Source organism: Psychrobacter sp. Choline-02u-9, assembly GCF_002836505.1.
Lineage (GTDB): Bacteria > Pseudomonadota > Gammaproteobacteria > Pseudomonadales > Moraxellaceae > Psychrobacter.
Window position 1 is genome coordinate 332,675 of the sequence record NZ_PJBF01000040.1, and the last position, 16,246, is coordinate 348,920.

The 16,246-nt window shown below is 42.1% G+C and carries 13 protein-coding genes; 10 read left to right on the forward strand and 3 right to left on the reverse strand.

Annotation, left to right across the window (positions count from 1 at the left end):
• The first annotated feature begins 146 nt into the window (after nt 1–146).
• The 8 genes from CXF69_RS01950 to CXF69_RS01985 all read left to right on the forward strand — a co-directional run bounded on the left by CXF69_RS01950 (nt 147) and on the right by CXF69_RS01985 (nt 9,728).
• On the forward strand, nt 147–1,331 hold the full coding sequence (locus tag CXF69_RS01950) for a mechanosensitive ion channel family protein (RefSeq protein WP_227543649.1): 1,185 nt from the start codon (nt 147–149) through the stop codon (nt 1,329–1,331).
• A gap of 150 nt (nt 1,332–1,481) precedes the next feature.
• Entirely contained in the window at nt 1,482–3,788 is a 2,307-nt protein-coding gene (gene rlmKL, locus CXF69_RS01955; RefSeq protein WP_101206444.1) for a bifunctional 23S rRNA (guanine(2069)-N(7))-methyltransferase RlmK/23S rRNA (guanine(2445)-N(2))-methyltransferase RlmL, read from the forward strand.
• Nucleotides 3,789–4,011: 223 nt separating this feature from the next.
• The gene (locus CXF69_RS01960; protein WP_057760825.1) at nt 4,012–4,587 is read left to right on the forward strand and encodes a TerD family protein; all 576 of its coding nucleotides are present in this window, start codon (nt 4,012–4,014) and stop codon (nt 4,585–4,587) included.
• 227 nt (nt 4,588–4,814) lie between these two features.
• Nucleotides 4,815–5,882 carry a DUF475 domain-containing protein gene (locus CXF69_RS01965; RefSeq protein ID WP_102078668.1) on the forward strand — a complete coding sequence of 356 codons (1,068 nt, stop codon included), beginning with the start codon at nt 4,815–4,817 and terminating at the stop codon, nt 5,880–5,882.
• A 251-nt stretch (nt 5,883–6,133) separates the two neighbouring features.
• Nucleotides 6,134–7,054, forward strand: a complete 921-nt coding sequence (locus CXF69_RS01970) for a glutaminase (RefSeq protein ID WP_102078669.1) — start codon at nt 6,134–6,136, stop codon at nt 7,052–7,054.
• Nucleotides 7,055–7,508: 454 nt separating this feature from the next.
• The gene (locus CXF69_RS01975; protein WP_057760832.1) at nt 7,509–8,084 is read left to right on the forward strand and encodes a TerD family protein; all 576 of its coding nucleotides are present in this window, start codon (nt 7,509–7,511) and stop codon (nt 8,082–8,084) included.
• 206 nt (nt 8,085–8,290) lie between these two features.
• Nucleotides 8,291–9,043, forward strand: a complete 753-nt coding sequence (locus CXF69_RS01980) for a TIGR00266 family protein (RefSeq protein WP_057760834.1) — start codon at nt 8,291–8,293, stop codon at nt 9,041–9,043.
• Between the two features lie 76 nt (nt 9,044–9,119).
• Nucleotides 9,120–9,728 carry a TerD family protein gene (locus CXF69_RS01985; RefSeq protein WP_057760836.1) on the forward strand — a complete coding sequence of 203 codons (609 nt, stop codon included), beginning with the start codon at nt 9,120–9,122 and terminating at the stop codon, nt 9,726–9,728.
• A 123-nt stretch (nt 9,729–9,851) separates the two neighbouring features.
• Here CXF69_RS01985 and CXF69_RS01990 read toward each other — a convergent pair whose 3' ends face one another.
• The gene (locus CXF69_RS01990; protein WP_101206440.1) at nt 9,852–11,126 is read right to left on the reverse strand and encodes a TerD family protein; all 1,275 of its coding nucleotides are present in this window, start codon (nt 11,124–11,126) and stop codon (nt 9,852–9,854) included.
• 288 nt (nt 11,127–11,414) lie between these two features.
• Between CXF69_RS01990 and CXF69_RS01995 the strand changes: the two genes are divergently transcribed.
• Entirely contained in the window at nt 11,415–12,566 is a 1,152-nt protein-coding gene (locus tag CXF69_RS01995; RefSeq protein WP_101206439.1) for an ATP-grasp domain-containing protein, read from the forward strand.
• 130 nt (nt 12,567–12,696) lie between these two features.
• Here the strand turns inward: CXF69_RS01995 and CXF69_RS02000 are convergent, their stop codons facing one another.
• Together CXF69_RS02000 and CXF69_RS02005 are read right to left on the reverse strand one after the other, a co-directional pair.
• A complete protein-coding gene (locus CXF69_RS02000; RefSeq protein ID WP_101206438.1) occupies nt 12,697–13,437 on the reverse strand; it encodes an MHYT domain-containing protein in 741 nt (246 codons plus the stop codon).
• Nucleotides 13,438–13,559: 122 nt separating this feature from the next.
• Complete coding sequence (locus CXF69_RS02005; RefSeq protein WP_101206437.1) at nt 13,560–14,267, reverse strand: hypothetical protein; 708 nt, start codon at nt 14,265–14,267, stop codon at nt 13,560–13,562.
• 721 nt (nt 14,268–14,988) lie between these two features.
• On the opposite strand from CXF69_RS02005, the gene CXF69_RS02010 reads away from it, so the two are divergent.
• Entirely contained in the window at nt 14,989–16,215 is a 1,227-nt protein-coding gene (locus CXF69_RS02010; protein ID WP_101206436.1) for a S1 family peptidase, read from the forward strand.
• The last annotated feature ends 31 nt before the right edge of the window (nt 16,216–16,246 follow it).

Below are 16,246 nucleotides of genomic sequence, written 5' to 3' on the forward strand. Positions count from 1 at the left end.
AAGTCCTCAATTCAGCAATGCCTTTAAATTAATAGTAACTAGTCTTAACTGTTGCTTTATTTGATTGCTTTGACGACTTGAGGTAATTTATAAATGTATATTCGTTTACAACTTTTTGTACAAACACATCCTGCATGGACGAAAAAATGCCAATCGCTAGTGTTACCGACTTTTTTAAAGAGATCATTCGCGACTTACATACTAGCCTATATCTTGCTCTAGGCGGCTCTATAGATGAAGAGTCACTTAATTGGTCCTCTCAAGCAGTAGAATTGGCGAGCACTGGCATCAAAATCCTAATACTGCTTGCGGTATTGGGATTTTTTTATTGGTTGGCCAATTATATCCTTAAGCAAAGCCGTGCCAAAATTCGATTAAATGAGCGCCGCACCAAGATTGTCCGTTCAACGCTACGTTACGTTTGGATTGTCGCCAGTCTGATAGCGATTATGAGTCAGATAAACTTTGAACCAGAGACCATCAAAGCCACCGCGAAGGCAAGCACTTGGGCAGGTATCTATTACGTACTTTGGGCATCATCAGGACAAATCATTCACAGAGTCCTACAGCATTATGGTCTCAATGCTTCCATAGAGCAGCTCCTCAAAAATATTTTATCTGTACTACTATTGGTACTCGGGCTTGCCAGCGTCATGGCGCAATTTGGCTTCGACATTGTATCGTTAGTGGCGGGTTTAGGTATTGTTGGTTTGGCGGTTGGTTTCGCCGCTCAGTCTACCCTTGCCAATTTTATCGCTGGTATCACGATTTTGCTTGAGCAGTCTTTTCAAGTCGGTGACTGGATTCATATCAATGATAATGAAGGACGCGTGGTACTTATCGCGTTGCGCACCACTCATATCCTCACTCGAGACAATATCACTGTCATTATTCCAAACTCTAATGTTGCCTCCTCCGAGGTGATTAACCTGACTTCCAAGAACTTTATCCGTTTTGATATTCGTGTACGTATCGCGTTCGAAGATGATATTGAGACAGCTCGTAAGGAAATCTTGCAAGTGCTCAGCAATACCGATGCTGTGCTTAATCGTCCTGAGACCTCAGCGACTGTGGCAGAAATTGGTGAATACGGGGTGTTCTTTATCGTACGCTTTTGGGTCAAACCAGCGGCCGTTGCCCGTATCCCCAAAATTAAAGAAGTGCTGCAAGAAGAGATTAAGGTTGCATTTGATGCGGCTAATATTTCTACGCCCTATCCTCATATGCGATTGCTGATGCCAAAAGATGTTGATTACCCTATCGCAACCAAGCCCTTTGCGACCACCACTCAAATCGTCCCAGAGGAATTACCACTGACGAAGGGTGAGTAGAGAATTTATTGTCACGTATTTAGCTATCACATCTTAAAATCTTAAACACGGCTACTTTGAACCATCCTACTCTGAATTATGGTAAAATTGCCGGTTACACCGATTATCTTATTATTTGCTTTTTTGTCAATTTAGCCCACAGGTACCCGTATGACCGAACAAACCGCGCCCGCATCTCTAACAGCAGCTTCACCAGAGTTGTCGCTTGATCTTATTATTACCTGTGCCGATGGGCTTGAGGCACCACTGCAGACTGAGCTAACCAGTTTTGGTATTGACAGCGAAATCAAAAGTACTGGCCGTCTAGCTGTAACTGGTGGCTTGCGTGAGCTATATACTATCTGCCTATGGTCACGCGTGGCCTCGCGGGTATTGATGCTGATTAAACGTAAAAACATCAATGCAGAATACGACGTTGCAGAGCAGCTATATGGCTTGGCAAAATCGGTCAATTGGACTGAGCAGTTTAGCCTAGAGCAAACCTTTGCTATTCGTCTGTCTGTCGATAAGCGTGTCGCCGTCAGTCAGCAATTTGCCATGCTACGTATCAAAGATGCGATTGCCGATACGTTTAACGAAGTTTACGACAGCCGTCCTAACGTCGATAGTAAAAACCCAGACTTCTCTGTTTTTGCAACTATCAATGATAAGCAAGCAGAGCTGTATCTAGATTTATCAGGTACCAGTTTGCATCGCCGTGGTTATCGCGTGGCCATGACAGAAGCGCCATTAAAAGAAAACTTGGCAGCTGCCCTACTTTATAGTGCTGGTTGGCACAAGAAAAATGAAGCTGGCGACGCACCTTTTTATAATGCGTTAATCGACCCAATGTGCGGCTCTGGAACGTTCCTTATCGAAGCGTTATTGATGCATTGCGACTATGCCGTGGGCATCGACAAAGCTGCCAATCAATTTGGCTTTTACCAGTGGCAGCATCATGACGAGACGTTATGGCAAGAAATGATCGATGATGCTCAAACGCGTTTCCGCGAAGCATTAGAAATTGCCAACGAGCAACCTGATACGTTGCCACTTATGCTAGGCTTTGATGCTGATAGTGGTGCGATCCTCGCCACAGAAAAAAACTTAATTGCCGCAGGTTTACAAGACCTTTTACCATTACTCGATATCGAACATCGTGCGCTTGACCAGCTCAGCAACGTGCTCAAGCCATTAGTCAATGATGGTCGATTGAGCAATCCTTTAGTCATTACCAACCCACCGTATGGTGAGCGTTTGGGTGATGAAGAAATGATTAAGCCGTTATATCAAGCAATTGGGCTGATATTGCAAGACAGCTTTGCCGGTAGTGGCATTGACCCGATGCTTGGCATATTGGCCTCTCATGTTGAACAAGTAGATATTCTACCGATTAAAGAACCAAAAACCTTACGCTGTCATAATGGTGCCATCACTGTCTATTTCCGCTACGGAACGCTCATCGCTGGGCAAACGGGCAATCTTGTTAGTCGTTTTGAGAAACGCGAGATTGAAGTAGAAGATGGTCAAGACTTCATTAACCGTCTGCAAAAAAACCTTGCTAAGCTCAAGAAACTGGCCAAAAAAGACAATGTAAGCAACATTCGTGTTTACGATGCTGATTTACCTGATTTCAAAGTCGCGATCGACTTGTACGGTGATTATGCGCATGTGCAAGAATATGCGCCGCCAAAGACTATCCCACCTGAGACTGCAAAGAAACGCTTTAACTTGGCATTGATGGGTATCCGTGAAGTCTTTGATATTAACCGTGAACAGATCTTTATCAAAACGCGTGCCCGTCAGTCTGGCAACGATCAGTACAGCAAGCAGAACACCACAGAAAAACGTGGCAAGTTTCATGTTGCGCGCGAAGATGGCGCCTATCTGTATGTCAATTTTACAGATTACTTAGATACTGGTCTGTTTATCGATCACCGTAATATGCGTGCTCGTATCAAGGACAACAGCCGCGGTAAAGCCGTACTTAACCTGTTTGCTTATACTTGTACCGCAAGTGTGCATGCAGCGCTTGCTGGTGCGAAAAAAGTCACTAGCGTTGATTTGTCACAGAACTATCTAGATTGGGGCAAACAAAACTTTGTCTTGAACGGTTTGGACGTTAGCCGCAATAAGTACCAGTTCGTTGCTGCCGATATCTTTGAGTGGATAAAAGACAATACCGAACAGTTCGATGTTATCTTTATTGATCCACCGACCTTCTCAAATTCTAAGAAGTTTCAAGGTACTTTTGATGTGCAACGTGACCATGCTGCATTGATTAATCGTGCCATGAACCGCCTCACCTCTGATGGCGTCTTGTACTTTTCTAACAACTTTACGCGTTTTGAGTTAGATGAGCAGTTGACTCAGCGTTATGACATCATTGATATCACGCAAAAAACCATTGGCTTTGATTTCAATATCAAAAAGCCGATTCATCAAAGCTTTGAGATTCGTCATCGTCAAAGTCTATAATTCGAAGTTTTAGATTTATAAGGGCAATATAAGTATCTGAAACTTCTGTTTTTTGCCGAATGTATATGAAATATAACAATGGCCCAATCAGCTTTGATTGGGTCATTTTTTGTTGCTATGATAGAGCGTTACTAGGCGATGGATTTGCGCAGTTATTGCGTAAGCATCGCCTTTTTTCGATGACCTTATAAAACCACTAACGTCTAATAAAAAGGATAACACCATGGCTTTATCACTTAATAAAGGCGGTAATTTATCGCTAACGAAAACTGACCCAAATTTAACCAAACTACTTATCGGTCTTGGTTGGGATGAGCGCGCCACTTCTGGTGCTGAGTTCGACCTTGATGCTAGCGTATTTTTGCTAAATGGCGCAGGTAAAGTGCGCGGCGATCATGACTTTATCTTTTATAATCAGCTGAAGTCTGACAATGGCGCTGTCGAGCATACTGGCGACAACCGTACTGGCGAAGGCGACGGTGATGATGAAGTTATCAAAGTAAACCTCACTCAAGTACCTGCAGACGTAGATAAAGTAGTCGTGACAGTGACTATTCATGACGCGGCTGCGCGTAGCCAGAACTTTGGTCAAGTCGCAAACGCCTTTATCCGCGTCGTCAATGAGGAAACAGGCACTGAAGTGGTACGTTTTGATTTAGCAGAAGACTATTCTGTTGAGACAGCAATGGTGTTTGGCGAAGTATATCGTCACAATGGCGAATGGAAATTCCGTGCTGTTGGTCAAGGCTATTCAGGCGGCTTGCAAGCGATGTGTCAGCAATACGGTGTTGATATCTAAAACCATTATTTACTGGTATTTAGTCAGTTATTAGTCACCGTCATCACGTCCAAAATAGCAAACCGCCATCGTTGCAAATAGTCACAATTTTTAATGGCCAAATGACTAGTAATGCTTTACGTTTCGTTTAAAATTATGCATAAAAAGTGGTTAGTAATAACCGCTTTTTTGCGGTTCATGCCTATACTAGGTAGACCTTAGCTTTACGCAACCATACAGGATGTGTCATGAGACATTTTTATTTAGACTTTATCTTCACCGCAATTGCTTTGGCAATAGCAGCATGGTGGGGATATTCACATGGTGGTATGGGTGGCATGATAGCCACTCTTTCTATTACCGCTATTTTGGCCGTCATGGAGATTTCATTATCTTTTGATAATGCGGTGGTCAATGCTTCAGTCCTTAAGGGCTGGGACGAATTTTGGAAAAAGATATTTTTAACCGTTGGTATCCTAATCGCCGTATTCGGTATGCGATTGGTCTTCCCTATTGTCATCGTCGCGGTTACTGCTGACCTTGGTATGATGGAAGTTATCAACTTGGCTTTATATAGCCCTGAAGAGTACTCAGCAAGACTGATGGCACACCATGCAGAAATCTCAGCATTCGGTGGTATCTTCTTACTATTGGTATTCTTGAACTTTATTTTTGATGACAAAGACGTACATTGGTTTGACTGGCTTGAGAGCCGTTTAGCCAAGCTAGGTAAAGTCGATGCTATGAGCGTATTTGTAGCGCTTATCGTCTTGATGATCGCGGTATCATGGGCCAATGCAGAGCAGTCAAGCGCTGTCCTAATCGCAGGTGTTTGGGGTATCTTGGTTTATCTGGGCGTACAGGTTGTATCGGGTATGCTTGAGGGCGATCTGGAAGAAGACCTAGAGAACGAAGAGAATGGTTCGGGCGCTGCAGCGACAAGTGCCATTATGAAAGGCGGTATCATTGGTTTCTTATACTTAGAAGTCCTAGATGCTTCATTCAGTTTTGATGGTGTGATTGGGGCATTTGCAATTACCAATGACGTGATTGTTATCATGTTAGGTCTTGCGATTGGTGCGATGTTCGTACGTTCTATGACTATCTTCTTGGTAGACAAAGGCACGCTTGACGAGTTCATCTATCTTGAGCATGGCGCACATTATGCCATCGGCGCATTGGCACTGATTATGCTATTGTCAGTGAAGTTCCATGTACCAGAGATTATAACTGGTCTGATTGGTATTGCCTTTATTGGTTGGGCGCTGCTAGCGTCACTTCAGCATCGTAAGGCTGAAAGAGCCACTCTGAACTAAAGCCCTTTGTAGGCGCAGTACGCTTTGTATTTAGTTATTATTCGAGCAGGTCATATCATCAGGTATGGCCTGTTTTTTTGTCATATTATTTCGCCATACTGCTAGGTCATATTGAAGCCCCAAGATATCGAAATGACCCATAATTGAGACAATCAATGGTTAAAACTACGTTTGCCCTGTTACTATTACCCTATCTTCAGTTAAAATCCTCGTCCTTAAATAACTTGTCGAAATAAGACCCTATAAACGATATGCAAAAAATTCTTGATGATATTGCTGCAGAGATGGCAAGAGAAACTGACCGCGGCAAAGTCGCAGATTATATCCCTCAATTGGCTCATATTGATCCTAATCAGTTCGGTATAGCCGTAGCGACTCCTGATGGGCATATGTATGCAGCAGGTGATGCAAGCACTCTGTTTTCCATCCAAAGTATCTCTAAGGTATTTACCTTAACCATTGGTCTTGGCAAGCTAGGCGATACACTTTGGACACACGTCGGACGCGAACCATCTGGCGATCCTTTTAATTCAATTGTGATGCTCGAGCATGAGTCTGGCCGACCGCGCAACCCATTTATCAATGCTGGTGCCATTGCCGTGGTGGATGCTATTATGATGGGGCATAAACCTAAAGAAACACTGGGTGAAATCCTGCAGTTTGTTCACCTCATTGCAGATGATGAGTCAATTCGCTTTGATCATAAAGTAGCGGCTTCTGAGATGGCGCACAAGGACCGAAATGCCTCTCTGGCGCACTTTATGAAATCCTTTGGTCGTTTAAAACACGATGTGGATAATGTATTAGGTACGTATTTTCATCAGTGCTCGATTGCAATGAACTGTCAACAGCTGGCTAGTGCCGGTCTTTATTTAGTGTCTAACGGAGTTGATAAGCACTCAGGAGTACGTGTAATCAATGAAAAAAGAGCACGCCGTATTAACTCATTGATGATGATGTGTGGTCATTATGATGGTTCTGGCGAATTTGCTTACCGTGTGGGCTTACCAGGCAAAAGTGGTGTTGGTGGCGGTATTTTGACGATAGCACCTGGTAAAGGGTCTATCGCTGTCTGGTCGCCAGGGCTTGATCATGTAGGTAACTCTAAGCTTGGACTAAAAGCACTAGAGCGCTTCGTACAAAAAACTGGCTGGTCGGTTTTTGCAGAATAAGAGATACATGTCTATTTGTCTAAATAGGTTTTTTATATAATGCCAAGCTCTCATACTAGCTGCGAAGCATACCTAAGCCATGAGTTAGTTTGTTCTAAGCCCATATAGTCAGTCGGTGCTTTTTAAAGCGATTGTTTTATCTAAGCTACCTTTGTGCTAAATCCCTTTTGTATGAAACATTACTTTTCATAACAATATCTTAACGACTATTGCTAAGTTGATTAGAAATTATCAAAGATACAGAAGTATTATGTCCCTTAGTAAGCATATAGTAAGCGCACAAAATACGCCTTGCTTAGTGAGCAAACGCTTAGTATAGTAAAACGTAATGATATGCAGGGCATAGCGTACAGGTAAGTTTTTATTATTTGCTCTGAGATATCAGTCACTGCACAACTTTTAGTTTATTTTTTATCAATCAATCCACTTAACTATTAATCCAAAGGATATTTGTATGGCTATTAGCTTAACAAAAGGCGGCAACGTAAACTTATCAAAAGAAGCGCCAGGTTTAACTAACATTACAGTCGGTCTAGGCTGGGATCCACGTGCCACTGACGGCCAAGAGTTTGACTTAGATGCAATCGGTTTCTTGATTAACGAAGCAGGCAAAGTCCGTAACGACCAAGATTTTATCTTTTTCAATAACCTAAAATCAGACAACGGCGCTGTTGAGCATACTGGTGATAACCGTACTGGCGAAGGCGATGGCGATGATGAGAAAATCAAAATCAATCTTGCGAGCATTCCAGCTGACGTCAACAAAGTAGCTATCTGTGCCATCATCTATGAAGGCCAAGCACGTAACCAAAACTTCGGTCAAGTTGGTGATGCTTATATTCGCGTTGTAAACGACAATGGCGAATCTGAAATCGCTCGTTATGACCTATCAGAAGACGGCAGCACTGAAACAGCGATGATTTTCGGTGAATTATATCGTCACAGCGGTGATTGGAAATTCCGTGCGGTCGGTCAAGGCTTCAGCGGTGGTCTTGGACCATTAGCAGCCTCTTATGGCGTAAATGTTTAACGTTAAGACCAACGTAAACGTTTAGCAAGCCAATTATCATAATCAGACGTCTGGTTATGATCTAATGAGCCATCAAGTGTGCCCCTTTAACGCATTTGATGGCTTTAAATTTAATTGGCTTATCATTAAAAGCTATAGAGCACATAAAAGCACACGCACACATTAAGAGCATTCAACAAAGATATTAGAATAAGGATTTGCAAGCCATGGCCGCAACATTCAGTTTAATCGGTACTATTGAACCTTTTTTGCATTGTAATCTTAAAAAAGGCGATTCAATTTATTGTGAGGCCAATGCGATGGTAATGATGGAGTCCAATCTTGAGCTGAAAGGTAAGCTACAAGGTGGGCTGATGCAGTCACTGATGCGCCGCTTTGCAAACGATGAATCGTTGTTCCAACAGCAGATTGAGGCAGTTAATGGTGAAGGCGACTGTTTGCTTGCGCCCACGCTCGATGGTGATATGCAAATCATAGAAGTTGGTAAGCAGCAGTATACATTGAGTGATGGTGCGTTTGTCGCGGCTCAAACTGGCGTCGATATCAGAGCCAATATTCAGCGCAATTTAGGCGGTGCAGTGTTTGGTGATACAGGCGGCTTTATGGTGATGCAGACCCAAGGTCAAGGCCAAGTCGTGGTATCTGGTTTTGGCTCGTTGTTTGAGATTGATGTTACACCAGACAAAGACGTCATTATTGATAACGGTCATGTGGTCTGCTGGGATTCGAACCTTGAATACAAGTTGTCAGTTTCGACCAGTAAGAAAAAAGGCATCATGAGCAATATTATTAACTCTGTCACCAGTGGTGAAGGTATGGTTCTGAACTTCTCAGGAAGTGGCAAAGTCATTATTTGCTCGCGCAATCGTGACAGTTATCAAGGTTGGATACAAAGCGTCCTAGGTAGTAGCTCAGGCGGACGTGGCGGCGGTGGTGGCTTTTTAGACAATATCTTATAGTGCATTTCGCAATTTATCACACTCTTTAGCATTATTTTTAAACGGTTTTATTCACAATTATTATAAGGATACTCACATGGCAGTTAGTCTTCAAAAAGGTCAAAAAATCTCCCTAAGCAAAGAAGCTGGTGGCGAGCTAACTCAAGTTAAACTAGGTCTAGGCTGGGATGTCGCGCAAGGGCCACAGGATAAAAAAGGTGGCTTCTTAGGAAAATTATTCGGCGGCGGTTCTGGCGGCGACTCTATCGATTTAGATGCTTCATGCATCATGTTCGATGCTAACAAGCAAGCGGTCGATGCCATTTGGTTCAGTCAGCTAAAATCGAAAGATGGCAGTATCGTGCATACTGGTGACAACCGTACTGGCGACGGTGATGGCGATGATGAAGTCATCAACGTCGATCTCTCAAGAGTACCTGCCAATGTGGTCTCATTGGTATTTACGGTCAATAGCTTTACCGGTCAAACGTTTGAAACGGTAGAAAATGCGTTTTGCCGTATCGTTAATGCCAATAATAATAGCGAAGTAGCACGTTATAATTTGTCTGCACAAGGTGGACATACAGCGATGGTAATGGCAAAGGTCTATCGTCATAACAATGAATGGAAAATGCATGCGATTGGCGAGACAGCTTCTGGCCGTACTTTCCACGACTTAATGCCTGCTATTACTCCGCATGCATAATGGACTTGAGACTTTAACTAGATTATTACCAATCTAGTTAAATAGTTTATTTCAAAAAAGAGCGGCCCATCTATCAGTAGATGGGCCGCTCTTTTATGTTTATTATTTAGATCTTAAAAAACACTATTTACGTCCACGCTTCCAGCTAAAGCCCCAATTAAACGCTTTGTCCATCTCTTGATGACCTTTGAAATATTGGTTGATACGCTCAACATTGATACTGCCTTGTTGATTGACCAAACGGGCAATGGCACACATCGGTAAGTTACCAGCACCTTCGGTCAAACGTGTCTCAATCGGTGATTGCTCTGGCACATGGATAGTCACGACCCCATCGGTTTTTTCCCAGTTAGGTGCGCCTTCGTAGATAAATGCAAAGATAAATACCTCTTCAATCTGCGACCATTGCTGACCATTGATATCCAGCCATTCACCGCCACTTACCTGCCCCGTTCTATCATCCGCACGTAGGCAAACATAAGGCGCTGATTGTAAACTACCAAAGCGATTACCTAACGCTTGAATCAGGGTTTTTTCACCATTTTTTAGATGAATCATAGCGCCGACATCTAGATCGATACTGCTTGATTGATGCTGCTTAAATAAATCACCCAGTATGCCTTTCTTGGGCGCTGCTTTATCATTTTGCGGGCGTTGATTCCAATCTAAATTGACCGAAATTTTGCCGAAATCATCACGTTTCTTAAGATTGATGCTAGATTGGTTTTTGGTTAAGGTTATTTTACTTAAGTTAATCGAAGGACTGGCAGGAATCGGTGGTGGGTTGTTAGTTTGAGACGTGTTGCCTGCTTTCTGCGTATTGATTGGTCGCTGCGTGTTGATAGGTTGAGTTTGGCTTTGTGCAGGGTTATGATTTTGAGCAGGTGCGTCATCAGCGATTTCCACACCAAAATGCTCAGATAAAGGTTTTAACCCTCCCTCAAATCCTTGGGCGATAAAACGAAATTTCCAGCTTCCTTGTCTTCGATAGCATTCAGCCAATATAATGGCTTTTTCATTACGTCCAGCACTACTCAGTTGACAGGTCATTAGCACCTGACTACCCTGTAAGACTTGAATGTCCACATCGCCAACTTGTGATAATGTTTGCGCACTAGAGAACGCTAGGGCAATTTTCTCAATAGTTGCAGGCTGTGCAGACAAATTGACATCAAAAAAACCATCACTGTCATGACCACGGAAGCTAACACTACCATCATCGCTACGTGTCTGACCATAAAATATCATGTCACCATCACCGCGCACTTTGCCGTCATTAGTCAGGCGATAAGCAGCACAATCGATAGCATTTTGGCTTAAAATACGAATGCTAATATTGTCAGTCGGTAGTGGCGCATTGGCACCTGCAATTAGTTTTTGAGGTTGGTTTTGACTCATCATACGTCCTTTAGATTATTTATTATGCTGTTGTCATTGTCATGCTGACTGTCGTCATATAGTAGCATGGATATTATGAAAATTTTGAACCAGACAATCGCGATATAAGCGCTAAAGTCGTCCTTACAAATCCCTATGACTATTTTATTAGAGGCGTTTATAACGCATATCATTTGTATATAATACGTCCTATTAAACCGTATACCTTTGCTAATATTACTACTAGATTTGCAGTAGCAATATTGACTTGCCCATTCCCCTACACCTAATGATAACGCTGAGAGAATTATGAATAATCTTGCTGACAATAGTAACCCTTCAATGCCAGTAGCGGCGTGGTTAGCTGAAGGTCAATCTAGCCAGCGTGATATGTTGGAGAGCTTACAAAGTCTAAAGAGCAAATCAAACAGTCCTTCAAACAACCCTTTTCAAGTTATTGCCTCACATCGTCATGATAGGCCTGAGATTTTCGAATTCGCCGATATGGTTTATCGCGAGCCATCTGACTCGATTATAGATACTGATATCCAAATGACTGATGAAACTGCCATACCACGCTGGCAGTTCGTATTGGAGCAAGCTCAAAAGCATAACGTAAAAGTACTGCTGACTGGGCGCAATGGTATTGATTATGAAGTGCATCGTGAGAAATTTGACGCTGCTGGTATTCGCTTATTGACGGGCGCAACCAGCGTAACAGCACTAGAATCAATCGATGATAAATTTGCTTTTATGCAGCATTGTCACACTCATAACATTCCAGCGGCAGACGCATGGCGTTTTAATAATACGGCGGAGCTTGAGGATTTATTAGCCAAATATGGTGACCAACCTCTATGCGTGAAACCTGTTGTCGGTATTTTTGCACAAGGGTTTTGGCGACTAGACACTGGTAAAGAATATGACGAGCAGTACGATAGCTTTGAGCACTTATATTTCACTGAAGAGAAAAAAATCAACACAGCTCAGTTTGTGAATGCCTATACCAACAGCCAAATGGTACACGAGCGCCCTATTCCAATGCTGCTAATGCCTTATCTGTCAGGGCAAGAGTACTCTATCGATGTAGTCTGTGAATATGGCGAAGTCCTAGCTGCTGTCACTCGTCATAAAACAGGAAAGATACAACACGTTGGTTATGAGCAGTCTGTCATGGATGTCGTAATCCCACTGATTAGGGCTTTTGGCTGTGATGGCATCGTCAGTGTACAAACCAAAGCTGATGATAGTGGTCAACACCGAGTTCTTGAGATTAATAGCCGTCCATCAGGTGGTATTGGTTATACTTCTCATAGTGGGATCGACTTAACGCAAGTCGGATTTTCTTATTGGTTGGGGCTATCAGAGAAACCTAACTTAGAGACCAATATTCAGCATATTGAACCATGCCAAGTACGCTCTATTATGATGAGTGTCAAAATTGAAAAGGATGACGAATGAATGGTCCGCTAGGCATGCACGTGGTTAGTAAATGATTTGAATAGGCACAAAAAAAGGTTTTTAGATTAATATCTAAAAACCTTTTTTACTATCTTCATTCTTGAAAAGTATCAAAAATGAGCGTTTAAAATTACTCGCCAAAGGCTAGTGTCGCTTGCTTAGGTGCATTTTTAGAAGCAATGACCCATAGTAAGCTCAATACGATTGCTGAACCGATGAAGATCATAATAGATGAAGAGATGGCACCTGCATGGGTATAATCCATAGGCATTGTGTGATCAGTCATCGTCATTTCCATCGCGGCTATACCAGTGTAATGCATACCACAAACGGCAAGACCCATGATGAAGGCACTACCAAAACGCTGTAATGTACCACGTAGATTGAATGCCAACCATAGCGCAGCGATAGCAGCTGCGATAGCAATCACAATCGATAGGATAAGCAGCGGTATATTGTACGACATGGTAGCGTCCATCTGCATAGAGGCCATACCGGTATAATGCATGGCTGCAACACCCAGTCCAGTAAGTACGCCGCCACCGATTAGCTTAGCAACGCTTGGCTCACCGCGACCTACGATGACAATACCGACTGCAACGAAACAAATCGCGAGTAGCATTGAGACAATTGTTAACCCTAAGTCATAGGTCACAGGCATTTTCATATCTACTGCCATCATACCGATATAGTGCATAGACCAAATCGCACCACCGATAGCAATCGATGATAGCGCTACCCAAAAATACAAATCTGTTCCTGGCTTGGCAGAAGGTACTCGAATGGCAAGGTTTAAGCCAACATAAGAACCAAATACTGCAATGGCGTATGAGACCAACACCAAAAGTAAGTTATATTCAACTTCCATCATTTTTTTGCCTTTTATCTATCATAAGAATTGAGTCAAATAACGTTACTTTTATTGCAACACGGTGCGTCATTCACTCGTTGATTTTTTTGCATAGACATGAAATTATCTACACACAGTTTTTCTTACCCAATGGTAAATTCGCAAATATTGGTACTGCCTGCGCCGCAGTTAGTCTCTTCAACTTGAACCACATCTATAGCAGGGTTGCTTGCCAAAAAGCCTTCTATATAACCTACAATAAAATGGCATCCTGAGTGAGTATGATCTGACGACTTACAGAACGGACATTTGATTAAATAAATTACATTGTTTTTTGCTTTAACTTTAGATAGGCCTTTTAGTGCTGGCACAAGCTCACGAGTAATCGTAGTAGGCATCTTCAGTGGACTACCAAGTGAATAATCACGCTGGTAAATGCCGCCACCAACCTTACGACCCAATTCTTGCAATGCCGTCACACGTCGCTCAATAGGCAAACTATCTTCATACTGGCTGACAATATCTGCTATTTTAGGGTAATAAGCACCAATGGCTGATAAGACGCTTTTCTCATCCAATGTCTTTTTTGCAGGGGCAGCTGACGATCCGCCTTCTTCTTCTATTTCTAGATTAAAAAGCGTACAACCTTCAATTGAAGACAAGTCATCGATTAGATCTTCCTGCGTTTTAGAGCCCAGGCTTCTTGCGATCACATGAATGATATTACCACCATTCTCTGAAGGTTCTTGCTTTTGGGAGACTAGCTGATAACCTGCTTTGATAAGCGGCGAAATAACATTGACCAGACGAATACGTTCAGAAGACGTTTCTAATGCACAAGAGAATTTCACAGAGCACTCCTTTTCTTAAAATACTGTTACGCTTTCTTATATCAAGCTATCTAGATAAGCTAATGTGAATAACGTTTCAAAGGTCCACCAACTGACTTTCTCACAATATAAAAAATATTCAGACATCAACCACACAATAGTTTTTGTATATCTTTTATATTATAAGAAATGAACTATATTCAGTAGATGAAATTTCGATTTTTATAGTTATTAAGCATACAAGTGCTCTAACTACTAGAAATTCATTAATCGCGAAACAGTAACAAGCTTGAAAATAAGATTAGAATTAATAGTTTTGAATCAGATCCTATTTTTAAACTTTACAGATAACATTTGGTCACAGTAGAGTTACTAAATAGCAATAGATTTTGATTGTATTATCACCGGAATCCTGTTTTGTAGCAATACACTATATGGCTTTGTCCGATAAGTGGCTCCATTAGCCGACAAATGGCTAGACTATAAAACCCCATCATTATTTTCTAAAAGTAATTAATTATTAAAAGGAATTCCAAAACTATTTAAACCTATATATCTTGATATATCTATTATGCAATTAATCTTAACTGTATATTAAAACATCTATTAATGTTTTCTCTTTGTAGAATGGTAGGTTCGAAATAAAATCAAAAACCTTTGTATAGTCAGACTTTAGTCTCAAGGATAAAATCATTAAACAATAAAAATAATTATAATCACGCAAATAAACTAAGGAAATGTGATGTTGAAGCAAGTCGAATTAGTGCTAGGAGCCAATACGGTTATCGAAAATACAAAGTGTTCGATCGCATTTTCTACTACTAAATCATTAGAGTTTGGACAGCAGCTTGGACTATTGTGGTTGCCATTAGATGCCAATCGTAAAGCAGTTTGTAGTCCTGCTTATTTACATGAGTCTAAAGACTGGGCTCAGCTCGATAGCAAGGATAATCCAAGTACATGGCAGTTAGATTTACCCCAGTTATTTGATAAAAATAATGTTAGTTTCTTACAACTGATTGCTTATGTTTATCATGATCCAAGCCTAAACTTGCCAGCGGTAGAGTTAAATGACGTAAGCCTCACGCTCAACAACGGGGATATTCGCTATAACTTCACAACGAACGAGCGGCATGTCAAAGCGGCGATTATATTAGAAATATATCAACGTAATAGACATTTCAAATGTCGTGCGCTTGGCGAGGCATCAACCCAAGGCTTAGCGAGCCTTGAACATCATGTACAGGTTAGTCTGGATATTCGTCCACCTAGCACACATACACTTATTCAAGAAGCGCAACAGCAGCAGCGTACTCAACCAAACAACGAAGCTCGCCCTCCCCGTCATGTACAAGCAGGCGAGACTTGGACAGGAACAGCGTTTGCTATTGATCCCTATCATCTGCTGACCTGCTATCATGTGATTGAGTCAGCAGCAATGGTTGGCATACGTCAGCAAGGTCAGCCTGATCGCGAGGCACAAGTCGTATTCAGCGATATCGGAAGCGATTCAGCTATTATTAAAGTTAGCGACCCTTTGCCTAGCTACCTCCCATTGGCGCAGCAATGTGTTGATATATTGGGTGAGACCATTACCACACTGGGGTTTCCGTTATCAGGACTGAGTAGCCAACTGCAAGTCACTCAAGGCTGTATATCAGGATTGACAGGTTTAAATAACGATATCCGTCATATACAGTTCACCGCACCCATTCAGCCTGGATCTAGTGGTAGTCCTTTATTATTGCTGACTGGAGAGGTAGTCGGTATGGTCACATCAAGTCTGGTTCATGAACATGCACAAAATATGAACTATGCGGTGAAATTTCAGTTATTATCTGCCCTACTGGCGAGCGCTGGCATCAGTTTGGAGAACACGACTGATTTGACCAGTTCTACGCCTCTTACAACACCTCAGCTAAGCAAGCAAAGTCGCAGTGCCTTATGGCTAGTTGGCTGTCAGGGTTAAAAATCTACGACGACATACAAATAAAAGCGCC

What these genes read in the sequence shown, in the direction of transcription:
- CXF69_RS01950 (WP_227543649.1), top strand. Translation starts at nt 147, where the DNA reads ATGCCAATCGCTAGTGTTACCGACTTTTTTAAAGAGATCATTCGCGAC.
- rlmKL (WP_101206444.1), top strand. Translation starts at nt 1,482, where the DNA reads ATGACCGAACAAACCGCGCCCGCATCTCTAACAGCAGCTTCACCAGAG.
- CXF69_RS01960 (WP_057760825.1), top strand. Translation starts at nt 4,012, where the DNA reads ATGGCTTTATCACTTAATAAAGGCGGTAATTTATCGCTAACGAAAACT.
- CXF69_RS01965 (WP_102078668.1), top strand. Translation starts at nt 4,815, where the DNA reads ATGAGACATTTTTATTTAGACTTTATCTTCACCGCAATTGCTTTGGCA.
- CXF69_RS01970 (WP_102078669.1), top strand. Translation starts at nt 6,134, where the DNA reads ATGCAAAAAATTCTTGATGATATTGCTGCAGAGATGGCAAGAGAAACT.
- CXF69_RS01975 (WP_057760832.1), top strand. Translation starts at nt 7,509, where the DNA reads ATGGCTATTAGCTTAACAAAAGGCGGCAACGTAAACTTATCAAAAGAA.
- CXF69_RS01980 (WP_057760834.1), top strand. Translation starts at nt 8,291, where the DNA reads ATGGCCGCAACATTCAGTTTAATCGGTACTATTGAACCTTTTTTGCAT.
- CXF69_RS01985 (WP_057760836.1), top strand. Translation starts at nt 9,120, where the DNA reads ATGGCAGTTAGTCTTCAAAAAGGTCAAAAAATCTCCCTAAGCAAAGAA.
- CXF69_RS01990 (WP_101206440.1), bottom strand. Translation starts at nt 11,126, where the DNA reads ATGAGTCAAAACCAACCTCAAAAACTAATTGCAGGTGCCAATGCGCCA.
- CXF69_RS01995 (WP_101206439.1), top strand. Translation starts at nt 11,415, where the DNA reads ATGAATAATCTTGCTGACAATAGTAACCCTTCAATGCCAGTAGCGGCG.
- CXF69_RS02000 (WP_101206438.1), bottom strand. Translation starts at nt 13,437, where the DNA reads ATGATGGAAGTTGAATATAACTTACTTTTGGTGTTGGTCTCATACGCC.
- CXF69_RS02010 (WP_101206436.1), top strand. Translation starts at nt 14,989, where the DNA reads ATGTTGAAGCAAGTCGAATTAGTGCTAGGAGCCAATACGGTTATCGAA.